Source organism: Methanohalobium evestigatum Z-7303 (genome assembly GCF_000196655.1).
GTDB classification, from domain to species: domain Archaea; phylum Halobacteriota; class Methanosarcinia; order Methanosarcinales; family Methanosarcinaceae; genus Methanohalobium; species Methanohalobium evestigatum.
This window is the reverse complement of record NC_014253.1, coordinates 316,722-332,824: the sequence shown is the minus strand read 5'-3', so window position 1 is coordinate 332,824 and position 16,103 is coordinate 316,722. Positions and strand designations below refer to the sequence as shown.

General features: G+C 28.3%; 12 protein-coding genes and 1 tRNA gene. 4 read left to right on the top strand and 9 right to left on the bottom strand.

Features of this window, described 5'->3' with window-relative positions:
• Nucleotides 1–17 precede the first annotated feature (17 nt).
• The 3 genes from METEV_RS01700 (at nt 18) to METEV_RS01690 (ending at nt 5,220) form a co-directional block, all read left to right on the top strand.
• Nucleotides 18–2,348 carry a DUF2254 family protein gene (locus METEV_RS01700; protein ID WP_013193833.1) on the top strand — a complete coding sequence of 777 codons (2,331 nt, stop codon included), beginning with the start codon at nt 18–20 and terminating at the stop codon, nt 2,346–2,348.
• A gap of 375 nt (nt 2,349–2,723) precedes the next feature.
• Nucleotides 2,724–3,506, top strand: coding sequence for a DNA-methyltransferase (locus tag METEV_RS01695; protein ID WP_013193832.1), 783 nt, complete (start codon nt 2,724–2,726; stop codon nt 3,504–3,506).
• Between the two features lie 4 nt (nt 3,507–3,510).
• Nucleotides 3,511–5,220 (top strand): AlwI family type II restriction endonuclease, encoded by a 1,710-nt coding sequence (locus tag METEV_RS01690; RefSeq protein ID WP_013193831.1) that lies wholly within the window; start codon nt 3,511–3,513, stop codon nt 5,218–5,220.
• A gap of 97 nt (nt 5,221–5,317) precedes the next feature.
• Here METEV_RS01690 and METEV_RS01685 read toward each other — a convergent pair whose 3' ends face one another.
• A complete protein-coding gene (locus METEV_RS01685; protein WP_157197250.1) occupies nt 5,318–6,148 on the bottom strand; it encodes a hypothetical protein in 831 nt (276 codons plus the stop codon).
• 393 nt (nt 6,149–6,541) lie between these two features.
• On the opposite strand from METEV_RS01685, the gene METEV_RS12820 reads away from it, so the two are divergent.
• A complete protein-coding gene (locus METEV_RS12820) occupies nt 6,542–7,969 on the top strand; it encodes an HNH endonuclease (protein ID WP_013193829.1) in 1,428 nt (475 codons plus the stop codon).
• Between the two features lie 105 nt (nt 7,970–8,074).
• On the opposite strand, the gene METEV_RS01675 is transcribed toward METEV_RS12820, so the two are convergent.
• The 8 genes from METEV_RS01675 to METEV_RS01640 form a co-directional block, all read right to left on the bottom strand.
• Nucleotides 8,075–8,530 carry an EVE domain-containing protein gene (locus METEV_RS01675; RefSeq protein WP_013193828.1) on the bottom strand — a complete coding sequence of 152 codons (456 nt, stop codon included), beginning with the start codon at nt 8,528–8,530 and terminating at the stop codon, nt 8,075–8,077.
• Between the two features lie 191 nt (nt 8,531–8,721).
• A complete protein-coding gene (locus tag METEV_RS01670) occupies nt 8,722–9,297 on the bottom strand; it encodes a tyrosine-type recombinase/integrase (protein WP_013193827.1) in 576 nt (191 codons plus the stop codon).
• Nucleotides 9,298–9,534: 237 nt separating this feature from the next.
• Nucleotides 9,535–10,536 (bottom strand): transglutaminase domain-containing protein, encoded by a 1,002-nt coding sequence (locus METEV_RS01665; RefSeq protein ID WP_198008151.1) that lies wholly within the window; start codon nt 10,534–10,536, stop codon nt 9,535–9,537.
• A gap of 583 nt (nt 10,537–11,119) precedes the next feature.
• A complete protein-coding gene (locus METEV_RS01660) occupies nt 11,120–12,559 on the bottom strand; it encodes a DNA primase family protein (RefSeq protein ID WP_013193825.1) in 1,440 nt (479 codons plus the stop codon).
• 576 nt (nt 12,560–13,135) lie between these two features.
• Nucleotides 13,136–13,207: transfer RNA gene (locus METEV_RS01655), tRNA-Thr, on the bottom strand.
• 56 nt (nt 13,208–13,263) lie between these two features.
• Nucleotides 13,264–14,289, bottom strand: a complete 1,026-nt coding sequence (locus METEV_RS01650) for a class I SAM-dependent methyltransferase (protein WP_013193824.1) — start codon at nt 14,287–14,289, stop codon at nt 13,264–13,266.
• A gap of 1 nt (nt 14,290) precedes the next feature.
• On the bottom strand, nt 14,291–14,908 hold the full coding sequence (locus tag METEV_RS01645) for a LysE family transporter (protein WP_013193823.1): 618 nt from the start codon (nt 14,906–14,908) through the stop codon (nt 14,291–14,293).
• A 135-nt stretch (nt 14,909–15,043) separates the two neighbouring features.
• On the bottom strand, nt 15,044–16,069 hold the full coding sequence (locus METEV_RS01640; protein ID WP_013193822.1) for a transcription initiation factor IIB: 1,026 nt from the start codon (nt 16,067–16,069) through the stop codon (nt 15,044–15,046).
• Between the last annotated feature and the right edge of the window lie 34 nt (nt 16,070–16,103).

The following is a 16,103-nucleotide window of genomic DNA, read 5'->3' as shown; positions in this document are numbered from 1 at the left end:
AGTATATTTAATTTGCTATGAAAAATAAAGCAATGCAAAAATGGTTTTGCAGTTATATAAAGGATACATTTCAGGATAAATATATTATATCCATTCTGCTTGCAATGTTACCTATATATCTTATATCAATTATATCCATAAATCACCTCTTTAATATATTAAATATTAATCTATCAATTGATATTACTATTTTTGCATTAAGTTCATACACATTTTATTTCATAGCAGTTATTGGTCTACTCATTGATAGAATATTAAAAAAAATAGACAAAAATCTTTATTTATGGCTCAGACAAATTACAATTCTGACACTTTTAATTTTATTTATCATTTACTTACCAACATTATTAACTCCTTTTGATGAGTTTTTACCCATAAAGGCAAACAGTGCAAAATATATGATAAGTTCATTAGTGCAGAGCGAGGCTGCAATTATCGCTCTAGTAATCACATTAAGCTTAGTAGGCATACAATATTCTGCATCATCATATTCGACAAAAATTATTGATATATTCAGTAAAAAACCAGATATGTGGATATTGATAGTTATTTATTTGGGTAGTATTGTATATGGACTTTATATATTAAAGGGAATACCTGAAACTAATATAAACTCATCTATTGAAGAAAACGTTATAAGATTGTTCTTTATTAACCTTATTGCTTTCATATATCTGTTGTTTTATATTAACTCTACTTTAAAATTATTTAAGTCATCTAATTTAATATTATGGTTTGGAGATAAAATTACTCCTAAATCAATTAATGATAATTTAATATCAACTAACCTAAATTTTAATGAAGACAATCCATATCAAAAAGTAATTGATATCACAAAAAGCTCTATAAGAAACCAAAACATCAATACTGTTAAACTCGGTGTTTTGAGTATTATCGACTATAAACAATATATAATTAATAACGATTATTTTACAGATGAAGAAATAATTCAAATTAAATCTAAATTAGAAACCCATCTTGAAGATTTGTTATTATACAGTATAAAAAACAACCAAATTAGTACTTACACAAAAATTCTAGATTACTATTTTCTGTTTATTATTAGTACAATAGAAAATAATAATAAAGAAATAATTGATAATCAGCTTAATCAATTTTATTCAACTATATTAAATATTGGTTATGAAGCCATTGATAAACCTTCATGTATTACTTTTATCACATATCTCTTAAATAGAATAAGTTTTATTTCTGGAAACTTGGGTAATCCAGAAAATAATAAAAAATATGTATTAAATGTTATTAAAACTTTAGAATATTTGATAATTGAAGCAAGTAAAAAAGACATGTTTTATTTAATGCTTATTATAGTAAAGTCCATTAAAGATTTTGACTTAGAAAACCTCAACATAGAAAACAAAAATACAAAAAGCGAAAATAATGAACCATTGTCAACTGACACATTTAAATATATTATTGATAGATTAATAAAGCAGAATCAATATGATATTGCAACATATATTGTAAACCTTATGCTCTCAATAAATGATGAATATAATATAAGTACCAATGATAAAATAGATTTGATAAAACCAATATCAAAACCATTTATTGAAGCCCATTATGAACTTGGTGTCACTTATATATCAACAAAAATTAAAGACCTTTATATATCAGAGATTGAGGATAACCAAGACAACGTTAAATATATTTGTTATAATTTAAATTCAATTATAATAGACTGTTTAAATTACAATTTTAATGTAGCTGCTTTTTCAATAATTGAAAAATATAAAGAATCAAGTGAAAAAATAACAAATGAAAGGTTTATAAATGCTAACTATGATGTCAAATATCTAAATAATGAATTATTATACGGATTAAACTATTTAATTTTAAATACTGAAGCACAAAAGGGAGAAGTTCTTAATTTTATATCAGAAGTAGTAAAAAACATGGCCTATGAATACATTGACAAATGTTTATATGACAATTCTAAACAAGCAATAAGGTTATTGGAAAATATTTCCATATTAGCATCTCAGAAAAAATGTGATTATACAATGGACATAGTAAATAATCTTAAAAATGTGGAAGTAAAAGCTATCAATGAATACTCATTTAATTGTATTAACGATTTAGACCAAATATTTGAACGTATTGGGTATGAAGTAATTTATCATGATATGTATGATATAACTGAATTTATAATAATCTCACTAAAAAATATAACTATAAAGTTGTACAATCATAATATCTCACACATTGCAAAAAAATCTGAAAAATCTTTTGAAAAACTATATTCTAAGGCAATGGATAAAGATTATCCAAATTTATCAAAAATAGATAATGCCTATCAAGAAATGAAAAATAATATTTACATTTGATTTATCAAAAATTTTGGTTTAGGTTTATTTACTATAACTATTTTTTCTGTATATTATTTTGTCTTTTGTCAAATATTTCTCAAATAAAAATAACAGTATTTAATGCAAAAATAACAAGAATAAAATGAATTTTCATTATGAAAAATTGTACTATTAGATAATTTATACAATACCAAACATTCTAGGGACTATTAATATTTAAACTGAACAAATTTATATGAGAATAATTGCAATTGAATTAGCAAAATTACTAAATGTAAAATGACATGGATAGTAGATGATAATTTAACCTATAATTAATACATACAAATACATTTTTCTAAAAAGCTACTTCCCATTAAACTATATACATCAATATATACAAAACGTGATATAATGAACCACTATAAAAAATTGTATTATACATCCCAAGAGGGAAAAGTAAAACTTTATCAAGATGATGCTTTGGATTTTATCAAAGGACTTCCAGAAAATTCAGTTGACATCATTGTTACTGACCCCGCATATTCTGGAATGAATCAAAAAATGAAATTTGGAAATGGTAGAATTGTTGGAGAATACAAAAATGAAAACAATAACAAATGGTTCCAAGAATTTCATGACACTGAAGATAACTATAGGTACTTTTTAAGCCAATGTTATAAGGTATTAAAAGACAATAGCCATATCTATATTATGTTTGATTCTTATTCATTACTTAGTTTAGGTAATCTTCTAAGAGAATATTTTAATGTAAAAAATATAATCGTATGGGATAAAGTCAACATGGGAATGGGACATTATTTTAGAAGAAGACATGAATTTGTAATTTTCGCCACAAAAGGAAATAAAAAACTAATATCACGGTCTATACCCGATGTATGGAGATTTAAACGAATATATAATAAATGTTATCCTACCCAGAAACCTGTAGAGTTATTCGAAGCTATGTTGGCAGGAAGCGTAGATAACGAAAATCTTACAGTATGTGACCCATTTGTTGGTAGCGGGTCATCAGCTATTGCTGCACTTAAGAAAAATTGTAATTTTATAGGTAATGATACTGATGAGAAAGCTTTAAAAACAAGTTCTGAAAGGATTGATTCATTTTTAAAAACAGAAAATGATATTTATCAAAAAAAACCTTCAAATATGCCTGGTGATAAGATTTTTTGGTGATTAAATGACTTCTATTGGAAATACAAAAACTTTGTTTTTTTTTACATCCCCTAGAACTCCTATAAAAATGATTGATGAAATTGAATTACTTGTTAATAATTTTGAAGGTCAAAATTGGAATCCTAAAACCCAAGAAAGTTATGCATTAACATTGAAAAATTCAAATTTTTTTGAGGGTAAAATTAAAAATAATTTGTCTTTTGCTGCAAGGGACAGAATTAACAGAGCTCCAAAAGCATTAGGTTTTGTTAATTTAAAACCTATAGAACTTACAAATGCAGGTGCCAGGTTACTTTCAAACAAAAGAATCAATGAAATATTTATCAGACAAATGATGAAATTTCAGTTACCTTCACCGTATCATACTGATAACTCGGGCAGGTTTTATGTTAGACCTTATCTAGAAATTCTTAGATTAATATATGAATTAGATGGTTTAACAAAACATGAACTTGCAATTTTTGGGTTACAAATAATACATATAGACTATTATGAATTAATCAAAACCGAAATACAAAATTTTAGGTTAGAAAAATCAAAAAAATTTTACACTAGAAAAAAAGAATATATCCAAGAATCTTACATAAGAGCTATTGAAAAAATATATGCAGATGAAATAAATCAAAAAAACTTCAAAACGAGAGAGACAGACAATAATGATTACAGACAATTCATCAATACAAAAAGAAGAAATATAATTGATTATGCAGACGCTGCTATACGTTATTTGAAAGCTACAGAACTGGTCTCTTTTGATGTAAATAGCTTAAAACTAACAATTACACATGACAAAAAAGATGATGTTAAATTTTTACTTGACAACGTTCCCCGTGAACCTGTTTACATTAATAATGAAAATGAGTTCAAAAATCATCTGTTTGACGCAAATAATATAATATTATACACTGATAATAAAGAAGAAACTACTAAAAAAATATTTGAGTTATACAAGTATCTATACAAAAAACTACCTAAAGGGTTTATAAAAAAAGTAAGAAATTTACACATTGAGGAGTTAAAAGATTTAAAAGACAAACTTGAACAAGATAAAATAGATGATGTATTAAACAAACAAATCAATTCTTTAAAAGTAACTGATGATTTTAACGATATCATTAATGTTTACGATTCTATTATCCAAGGTGAGGTCGCTGACCCTCCATTAATATTTGAATGGAACACATGGAGAGCATTAGTTATCCTTGATGATGGAAATATCAATGGAAACTTCAAAATCGATACTGATGGGTCACCTTTATTTTCAGCACCCCCTAAATACCCTGATATTTCTTGTTATTACAATGAATTTAATTTAATAGTAGAAGTCACATTATCATATGGAGAAAAACAATATGATATGGAAAGTGAACCTGTTCCAAGACATCTGGGGGATTTTTCAAAATCAAGTGACAAAGAAAGTTTTTGCTTATTTATAGCTAAGAATGTTTCCGAAGGTACCTTAGCATACTTTTATGGATTAAACAATATAGAAATAAGTTATTACGGTGGAAAATCTAAAATTATACCAATGGATTTGAATTCATTTAAAGCTTTTTTACATCATGCAAATGAAAAAGACAATATTGAATCAAATCAATTACACAGTTATTTAAAGTATCTTATAGAACAAACAAATAGTACTGAAAATGAAATTGAATGGTATAAAACAATAAAAAATACTGTCACAAATTGGACAGAAGTGATTTCCAATTAAAATAATGAACCAATAAATTATATTTTTTCGATTCTCTATGTACATAGAATGTGTTCATATTTATAGAACATATTTGAAGTTAAAATCGCTAAAAATATTAACTTCTGTCTTTTGGATTTATTTTACGTTTTTGTTGTTTACCTGTATTATTCTTCAAATTTATATCTGCTAATTTGCCTATTTTTTGAGATATAATAGAAAATTTACCTTCATCTGAAGAAACAATAACATACATTTTAAATTTTAAAATTTCATTAGCATTTAATTCTCTGAAAAAACCATCTTTTACTACCTGTTTTCCATAAGATATGGGTAATATTTTGATTTCAAATGTAGATGGAGAAAAATAAGGTTTATAATATTTAAGCTCATCAAAAAATTGTTTTGTAATATATCGTTTATTGAACCGTTTGATAAGGTTCATGCGTCTTTTAAACTCAGTTTCAGATAATTTTGACTTATTTTTATGTCCCTTGATGTTAGAATATAACTCATTTAAATTATTATAACCCAACATATTAAGAATTTCATTTTGGGTTTGCACCTTAACTTTTTCAATTTTTAGGTTTCTATCAAATTTCAAACGATATATTTCATTTTTTAATTTTCTATTTTCATTAAACAAACTATTTCCCATATATTCAAAGTTATTATTTACTTCATGTGTATCATCAACTAATTTTTGAACAATCTCTTTTATCCTATTATCATCTTCAAGTAATTTAATGGCTTTTTCATTTGCTTTCTTTTCTACAAAACTGTAGAAATTATTTCTATGTAAAAATGGATTATAGGCATGTTTTACACCTTTCTTTGTAAGGTTATATTGATATGGCTTAGAACAACCTATTTTATTTACATAACCCTTTTTAACATAATAATTAAGTGCTACCCTAAAACTAGAATAACTACCCATATAATCTATCATCAAGTAAATACTTTTACATGTATGGTTACCCGAAAGTATAGCATTAAGAACCTTGGACTTTAAAATACAGTCATTTTCTTTCATCATATAAAAATAATTTATTATAATATAAAATTATTTTCATGTTAGAACGTAGTTTTAACATGGATTTTAACTTCTAGCTTTTCAACTTTATAGTAAATAATAGTATTGATAATAAAATAATTAATTAATGTAGATTCCCAATATATTCTCTGTTATAATATAATATATTAATAAAGGACTTAAAAAATTAATCTTTAAGTTATCATTTTACCAAAAATATATCTGAAGATTTCAATAGATTAACCAATAAATATACAATAACATCAAATTTATTTATAGAAGTTACAATGATTATTTTCAAAGATTTATATGAGCGATAAAAAGAAGGAATCAAAAAATAACCAAAAACCAGACATCTGGGTGATAAAGGCTAACATCAATTCAAAATTATATCAGGTAGATATGTTCTTAAATGAAGGCATTACAGGCTTAGGTTATTCATTAGGAGATTTATCATATTTAATTGGATACAACCTGAAGGAAATAAAAAATGACTTTGAAAAGTACGACATAAATGTTGATAGGGTAGCACCCCCTGTTAATCGCTTCTTAAACCAGGTCAAAAAAGGTGACATTGTTCTAATGCCTATAGGAAATAAATACGTCAACATAGGTAAAATAAAAACTGGCGAATATGAATACCATCCTGATGGGTTTAGAAAATATTTGTATGACATCAATGAGAAAGAATTAAACAGATTAAAAACGAGAGAAGACCTGAATGTTTATCACGTGAAACGTGTAGATTGGATTCATTATAATGTTTTATTTGAGGGATTTCCAGAAATTAACAGTTCGATAGATAGTCCTAGCAACGTCTTCCAAATCAATGGCGAGGATAATAAGAATCATATTTACAATTACATTTTATCGCCATCTAATACAGAATCAAGAGATGAAGATAATAAATTGAGTGAACATCCAGTTAATGATTTTACGCCCAAACAACCAAATAACAGAACACTTGGTAATAGGAAAAGACCTGCTGATATAGATAATATACAAGCATTTAAAGAATGGATGGTAGAAAATGGGCATCAATTTGGTGTTGATTTAAGCACTAAATTCATAAATGAATTTCTTGGTCTTGAAACTACAATGCTTAAAAAGAATAAAGAAACTGGAGAAATGGAAGAAGTTGAAAGGGATAAACTGTTACCATCTGTATTAAATCAGTTATATGATGATGAATTTGTACTTGAAAAACTTAAAAATAGAGCAGGATATAATGTTATGCTTTTACCAATAGGTGAAGAAACTGAAACCGTAGGTACAATTACAATTACAATTGACGATGATGAAAGCAACGAAAATGAAAATGATGAGGTAGATGAAGACAAATCAAACCATGTTTCAGGAAAAACTCGAGGAATTAAAGATTTATCTATCGAAGAACTGAAACAGCGTGTTAGACAATCAAAAAAGAATTCAACCAAACCAGATAGAAGAGAAGTTAATACTGAAACACCTAAGAGAGACCCATATATATCAGAGTTAGCCAAGCGCATGGCCAAAGGTGTTTGCCAATTATGCGGAAACAATGCACCATTTTATGACAGGGGAGGCAACCCATACCTTGAAACACACCACATAATAAGAGTTTCAAAGGATGGTGATGACACCATAGACAACGTTGTTGCACTGTGTGCAAATTGTCACCGCAAAATGCACATACTGAATCTTGATTATGATAAAGATAAGTTAAAGAAAATTGCCAAAAAACAATCAGTATTATAATCCCTATAAATAAATTACCTTAAATCTTTTTAAGCAACCCTGACAAAAATGTCAAGGTTACATTATTTTTTCGTTTGAAATTCCTACAAAACCAAAATATAGCAATCATTGGTTAATAATAACATTTTGTATTGTATTGAAATCTTCTTCAGTTATTCTGATAATTGATACTTGGAAATACTGATTCCATGTACGACTTTTATCAGCAATAAATGATATTTCATCAATTAAATTATCACCAAACCAATTTGCTTCATTTCCATCATTTGAAACAGTGTAGTTTATCTGAGGTGATTTTTCATTTTCATGTAATATTTCGAAATTTATTCTATATGGAAATAGATAGTTCCAACCAATATCGCTATCATCATAAAAATAAGAACCTGTAAACTTAACCGTAGCTACAAAACGTTTATTCTTTGAAGTGTAAATTACTGCTTTATCACCTGGATTTACGAATTTTGCTAATGTAGGATAATAACGGTAATCCATACCCCATAAATTATTCTCTTTACAAACTTTCCAATTATCGATAGATGTTGATAAACACCAATACCTCATATAAAACCTCTTAATAAATTATATCTAAAGACCACCAATTTATTTATACAAAGTTTTTACATAACAAATAATTTGGTTTTTAACAGATTTCATTATTTGTTAGTATTATACAAGTATAAAAATTAATTTATTTTTAAGCATATTAGGTAACTTATTGAAACCTGTTTTAGGTGCCTAAAATAATTAATAAATTATAAAATCTCTTCTACTGAATCGTCTATTTTAGACATCTCTCTTTGAATATCGGTAGTTGACACATCAAGGTAAGCCATTGTAGTTGCAAGGTTTTTATGTCTTAAAAAACGGCTTACATATGTTAATGAAAGTCCTCTATCTAAGAGATGTTCAGCTCTTGACCTTCTTAAGGTATGTGTTCCTATTTTTTTATCAATTCCAGCTTGGCTGCACAGTTTATTTAAAACATTATAAACATGAAAACGAGATGCCTTTTTCTTTTTTTGTGAAAACATGATATATTCTTTTGGTCTTAAATCAGAATGTTCAGCATATCGTTTTAATCTTTTTAGAACAGAGATATTACATGGGGCTTTTTGCATTTCAGTATCATCTTTACCCTTACCACCATATATCTCAATACATTCATTTTCAAAATCCAAATCTCTTACACGGACATTTAAAGCTTCTGAAACTCTTAAAGCAGGCGTATACATTAGTAATATCCAAATTTCATATTTTTCCGATATAGTAGTATTATTAAGAATTTTTTTTAATTCATTTTCTCTTAACCATTCTTTAGAATATTTCATAATGTATGAAAATAAATAAACAACTATTTAAAAATGTTTTGTTTAAGACATTCTAAAATAAGTAATGTTACTTCCTGATAACTATTATTAAATAAATTGTTACGTAAAACAAAACATTAAATACCTTCTGTTGTATTTTCAGATATTACCTTTACAAATATAAAATAAATTTAAAAATGTGAGGATGAAAATTTACACAAATTTTATGCTTTTCATGTTATCTTTAAATGAAATTATTCATTTCATTATATTACCTTTAAAGATGTAAAGATAAAAATTAATTATTAAAATTAATCCTAAAATAAGGTAAAAACAACTTCCACCAGGTCTTATTTCATCTAATTTTACATTTAAGATTTTATTTTCATTGTTATTTAAAGATAGGCTTTTTTTACCTTCATATTGGTAAATACCATTTAATTCAGTACTACTTAATTTTATTATATAATTTGTATTACCATAAGTAGCCAAATCCAATTCAAAAATACCATTACTATTTGTAGAATAATCGATACTATGGCCTACTACCTGATAATAACTGTTTTCATGCATCATATAAATAGAAATATTAGCATTTTCAACTGGTTTTCCATTTTTTGTAGCTTCAATTTTCAAATGCCCTGTTTTATTAACATATGATGAAGTACAGTCTTTAATAGGTTTAAAATTCTCATCAACAATTACTACGTGTCCAAATTTATATCCGTTGTTAATGAAATACGATTTATTATAATCTGGGTGATATAACCCATTCCAACCAGCATCTGCTATAGTCCATTTACCACCTAATTTCACTTCAGACCAACGGTGGTTATTGGATTCACCATTAGGCTTAATTAATTTATCAGCATAAATTCTTCTATATGTTAAATTTGTCCTTTTAGCCATATTTTCAAATACAAACGCAAGTTCTTGACATGATGCTTTGCCAATATACAAGTACCAACCAGGATTATCAGGTAAACGATAAGGATTAATAAAGAATAAAGAAAGTATATTTGAAATAGTGAAATATTCTACATTTGGGTTATCAATAATTCTATGTTGTTCCCATTTTATAATGTTTTTAACTTTCTCAGTATTGTTATCTGAATGAGATAATATCTCCTCACAAGTATCTTTTAGGTATCTGTCATAATTATCCTTCTCCAATAAATAATAATCCATAAAAGGGTAATATAACAGGAGAATTATAACCAAAGCTGAACTTAAAAACTTTTTATATTGGTTAATTTTCATAAGTCCCCTTTTGCTTTTAATCATTATTCACCCTTTATATTTAAAAGGAAAATTATTTCATTCCAAATAATAAATATAACACCTATAATACATTTAACTATATTTTTAAGATTTATTATTCTCCACTGGCCGTTGTCATTCCCCATAGAGTTTTCACAGATTCCACATAATTGATTATTTAGACCAATGATTAGTGAGAGGTATAGGAAGAATTATAAAAAAATTATAACTAATATTGTGAGCTTTTTTGAAGTGATACTATAATAGATACATGGTATCTTTAATTAAATGTTATCAATTAGTAAATAAACATTTGAATAACCTCAAAGTTATTTAAATAAAAATGTTTCACGGGTATTATCTTTCTCAAACAAATTCACAATAACAAGTTCTAATGATAATGATAATCTCAAAATCTCAAAATTACAACAATACTTTTTATAAATAAAAATATTTTTTAATAAAAGTTAAATGTATAAATTAAGATTTTGAGATAATGGGTAACAAGGGAAGTTAACAAGTTATTTATAATTGAGATTTGACATATTATGTAATTGGTCATTTTAATTCCTCGATAAAAAAATTAAAGAGGGTAAGAGGATATGATATTTTTTAAGGAAATATTAACAAAGCTTTGGTGCCTCTTACCATTATTGTAAGTTTTTTGTGTTTTATATAACTTATATCCAAATTTAATACAGGCATCTATAAATTCAGAATAAAATTTACTTTTACCATAAGGGGTTATACCCAATTCTGATGCAAAGGATATATAATCGCTATAAACCATATCTGAAGGGCAAAATGAACCTGTATTATGAGCAATACGCTGTCCTACATACAAATCTATGTGGTTTTCTTTCAGAGTTAACATTTCATTAATTTTATTATCAATTTTCTCGCTATAAGAAAAACCATTATTATAAAGTAACCTCTGTAAACCTTCTAATGCCCAACTCAATATACCCTTAAGGAAAGTAGGATTTTCACACATTATTTGAATTTGATGTACATTAGGTATCTCATCATTTTGTATTCTTTTTTCCTTTGGAAAAACGTCTAATATTATTAATTTTTTAATTAAATCAGCACTTAGACGGTTTACATCTGGTAACTTATCGCCTGTAAATAATAATTTTGTTCTATTTTTGAATGTAAATCCATATTCATATTTTTCATCGACTTTTATTGCATTATCACCAACAAGCTTGCCTAATTGTTCTGGATTTGGTGAAACATTCTTACCCATTTCTCCGCAAATATTGAAAAGTTTGTCATAATATTCTAATTGCACAGCACTTTTTTCCTTTAACAAATCACTGAACGTTAATGTATGATAATTCACATCACCAACAAGGGATTTCATTAACTCAAGAATTACATTTATACCATTTTCAGGTAATCCCCGAAGAAATAGGAATTTATCAAAAGGATAACCACAATATAGGGTATACCCCAAATATTCTTGTAACACATATATTTGCCACTCATCTCCTTCAAATATATCTTTCAGAAAATTAAAAAATTCACAAGGGACATTAGTATCCTTTTTATAATCGATTGGAATTTTTTTTGTAAAATATATTTCTGGAGAAAAATTTTTTAATTTACCAGTTTTTAGTTCCAGTAAGCCATTATTTACAGGAAGATAAAATTTATCAGTATTAATCTGGCTTTTATCAATACATCTTAACTTGGATTGAATAACATGTTTTACCCGTTCTACTTCTTCTTTAATTAAATTACTATTATCAAAATCTTTAAAAGGCGAATTGTTATTATCAAAATCTGTAAAAGGTGAGTTGTTACCTTTTCCTCTTAATTCAGATAATCTAGCCCCTTCATCATAAATAATCCTATCCAAAAGGTTAGGATTATTTTTATATATACCTTCATCTTTATCATATATTAATAAAAGATTCATATCTCTACGGGTTAAATTTAATATATCATAACGTTCTATTATTATTTGAGCGAGTTTATGGATTTCACTCCTTTTATCATTATAGTTACTAATTTTCATCACCTTTTTGTTTTTTTTTCTTATAGATTTATATTTTTAAATATCATAGTAGTTCTAAGTCTTTTTTTACCAAATTATTAAGATACCAGCTTCTAGGTATCATTTTATCAGACAACTTCTTATCTAAAATTTCAATTGTTTCTGCATCAAACGATATTAATACATTCTTTTTCACTTTTTTTATCACCTCGATTAATTTATTTATCTATACGTTAATATAATTGTATTTCTGTATTTATATCTCTTGTGGTAGAAAATCGACACCAAGAGAGATTATAAGTGTTCTTCAAAAATGAAATACATATAGCACAAAATAAAAACTTTATATTTTTAAAAAATAAATTTTATAAGTAAAAGCATTTTACTGATAATGATTTAATTACTTTCACTTATTCTACTCTCTGGATTAATTTGTTTATAAATTAAACAAATAAATATTAAAACTGTTCTTTATAAGGAGGTCAACATAAGATTTGAAAATTCAATCCAAAGTTTTAAAAAAGAAAATTATTATACACAATATTTACTAATATTAAGTTATATATAAAAAGAAGGATTCGAACTCACAAAAACACTAGCCGCCGGGGGGATTCGAACCCCCGACTTGCTGATTACGAATCAGCCGCTCTGCCACTAAGCCACGGCGGCGTTTTGATTTTTCATCACCAAAATATCGATGTAACAATTTAACGATTTCGCCCAGATTAATTGACCTTTACCTCTATGCATATATTGAATTCATGCGGTGCATATGATCTCACTACCCGTTTATTAACAACTTCGATTTGGCGTCCTTTATAGTTTGCAGCATTTCTTATAAGTTCCAGTGAACTGTCAAAAAGGTCATCTTCAGGAGTTATATCATAATAATGAATGATTCCTCCGGGTTTCGTAATATTGACAGCTGCATTCAGAAATTCCTCTGCACTGTGAGGCAAATTCATAATCACATGGTCTGCAATACCTTCTAATTCCTGTTCCTTATCACCTGCATCACCCTCTATTGCCACAACATTGTTTACAGAATTTAATTCTATGTTTCTACGTAAAAACCGAACTGCTGTCGGGTTTTTATCAATTGCTATTACCTTTTTAACATCTACCTTTTTAGCAATCAATATACTGTAAGGTCCCACACCTGCAAACATGTCCACAACCAAATCTCTGGAACTGATTAATGAAAGAACACGTTCACGTTCTGTTGATAATCTGGGTGTAAAATAAGCTTCTGCTATATCTACCACATATCTGCAACCATGTTCTTTGTGTATGGTTTCCGTCCTGTCTTCTCCTGCAATTACTTTTACGTTTCTGACTCTGTATTCTCCACCTATTGGCGCAGTTGTACCCACCACGGTTTTTATATTTGGGTGCAGTCTTATAATTGCATCTGCAATTTTTCTGGCTTCAGATTCATCATCTTCATCAACAATAGCAATATCACCTACAATTTCATAATGAGGAATATAACCCAATAAATCCTCAAAAGTTGGAGATTTTTCCATTAATTCAAATTCATAATCGCCAACAATAAAATCATTAGACACCTGTTTAATTTCAAAAAATTCGGAATTAACGGGTTGTTTTAGGATCGGCAAGAATAAAAAACCGTTAGAAGAAAATATTTTCGCTGATGCATCAAGTAAACCCTTCTCTATAAGTACGCGCCTTGTAGGTTCTCCCTTTTTCTTTGATACCTTTATACCTTTCCGCTTTACAACTTCAGACATATTAACTCCAACCTATAACAAACCATAAACCAAATAGTATTAGAAAAACACCGCAGATTTTCATCATCCAGTTGTGCATCCCAGACGAGATTAATTTTTTACCGCGACTAAATGACAATGATACAGCACTATACCAGCCAAGGTCTGCTATCCAGTGTCCTGCTATAAAAAATACAGCTGCTATTAATCCTATTTCATATCCACGAAGTACAAGTGCACTACCTGCTGTAAACCACCACATCCAGAAATAAGGATTAGAAGCAGATGTCACCACACCAGAAACTATTGGACTTGTCAGCATTTCATACGAATTACTGCAAGAATATTGGTCATTTACAGGGCTTTTAACAGTAAATATTCCAAAAACCACAAGAGCAATCCCACCAACTACAGAAATAATTGAAAAAATATCATCGTTTATAAAGGAACTTATACCAAAGATAATCAGTAATGTTATTACTGACTCAATCAATGCATGCCCCAGTACCACTTCAGGACCTGCCGACCATCCTTTCTTGAAAGATGTTTCAATAGTTGCAAATAACATGGGTCCAGGTACCACTGCTCCTGTAAATCCAACACCTAATCCTATAAGAAGCATTTCAAAGGTCTCAAGCATAACATACACTCTAAAAACAGAGAGATAATTAATAAAGTACCCTAAATAACTAAATTATATCCTGTTATAAATTTAAAAAACAAGAAAAAAATCAAAGGCAACAATTATACTGATTTGTTATTGCCTTTATCAAAATCAGAGTATTATCTCAATATCCAGTTCTTCGGACAGTTCTTTATACCTGTTACGTATAGTTACTTCTGTTACACCTGCCACATCCGCAACTTCTCGCTGAGTTCTTCTTTCCCCGCACAGAATAGATGCAATATATATTGCAGCAGCTGCAACACCTGTTGGACCGCGTCCACTTGTCAGCTCTTTTTCTGATGCCTGTCTCAGGATTTCAACTCCTTTGGACTGAACTTCACCTTTCAATTTGAGGCCTGAACAAAATCTTGGGACATAATCGATAGGTGAGGTAGGCATGAGTTTTAACGAAAGTTCTCTTGAGATGAAACGATAGGTCCTTCCAATCTCTTTCCTGCTAACTCTTGACACTTCACCGATTTCATCAAGTGTTCTTGGTACACTGCATTGACGGCATGCAGCATAAAGTGCTGCTGCAGCAACTCCTTCGATACTTCTTCCACGTATCAAGTTTTTATCCACTGCTTTCCGGTAGACTACTGCTGCTGTCTCACGTACAGTTCTTGGTAAACCAAGAGCAGATGCCATACGGTCCAGTTCTGATAACGCAAAAGCCAGATTTCTTTCAGTAGCATTGCTTACACGGATTCTACGCTGCCATTTTCTTAACCGGTATAATTGTGCCCGATTTTTAGATGAGATTGACTTCCCATAGGAATCACGGTTTCTCCAGTCAATCATTGTGGAGAGACCCTTATCATGTATGGTATAAGTCATTGGAGCTCCTACTCTGGAGCGTTTCATCCTCTGGTCATGGTCAAATGCTCGCCATTCAGGACCTTCATCAACTAATTCTGCATCCACCACAAGTCCACAATCCGAACAAACAAGTTCTGCACGCTCATAATCCTGCTCAAGGTTGATGCTTCCACATTCAGGGCATTTAGTAACTGATGACTCAGTTTCAGAGGATTTTTCCTTTTCCTTTTCTTTTTCCTTACGTGCTTTTATCATTTCACGTATTTTTTCACGTTCGGAGGTATCAGAATACCTCTCTCTTTCAACTTCAACCATTAAACATCACCTGTATACCAAAGTAATACATTTT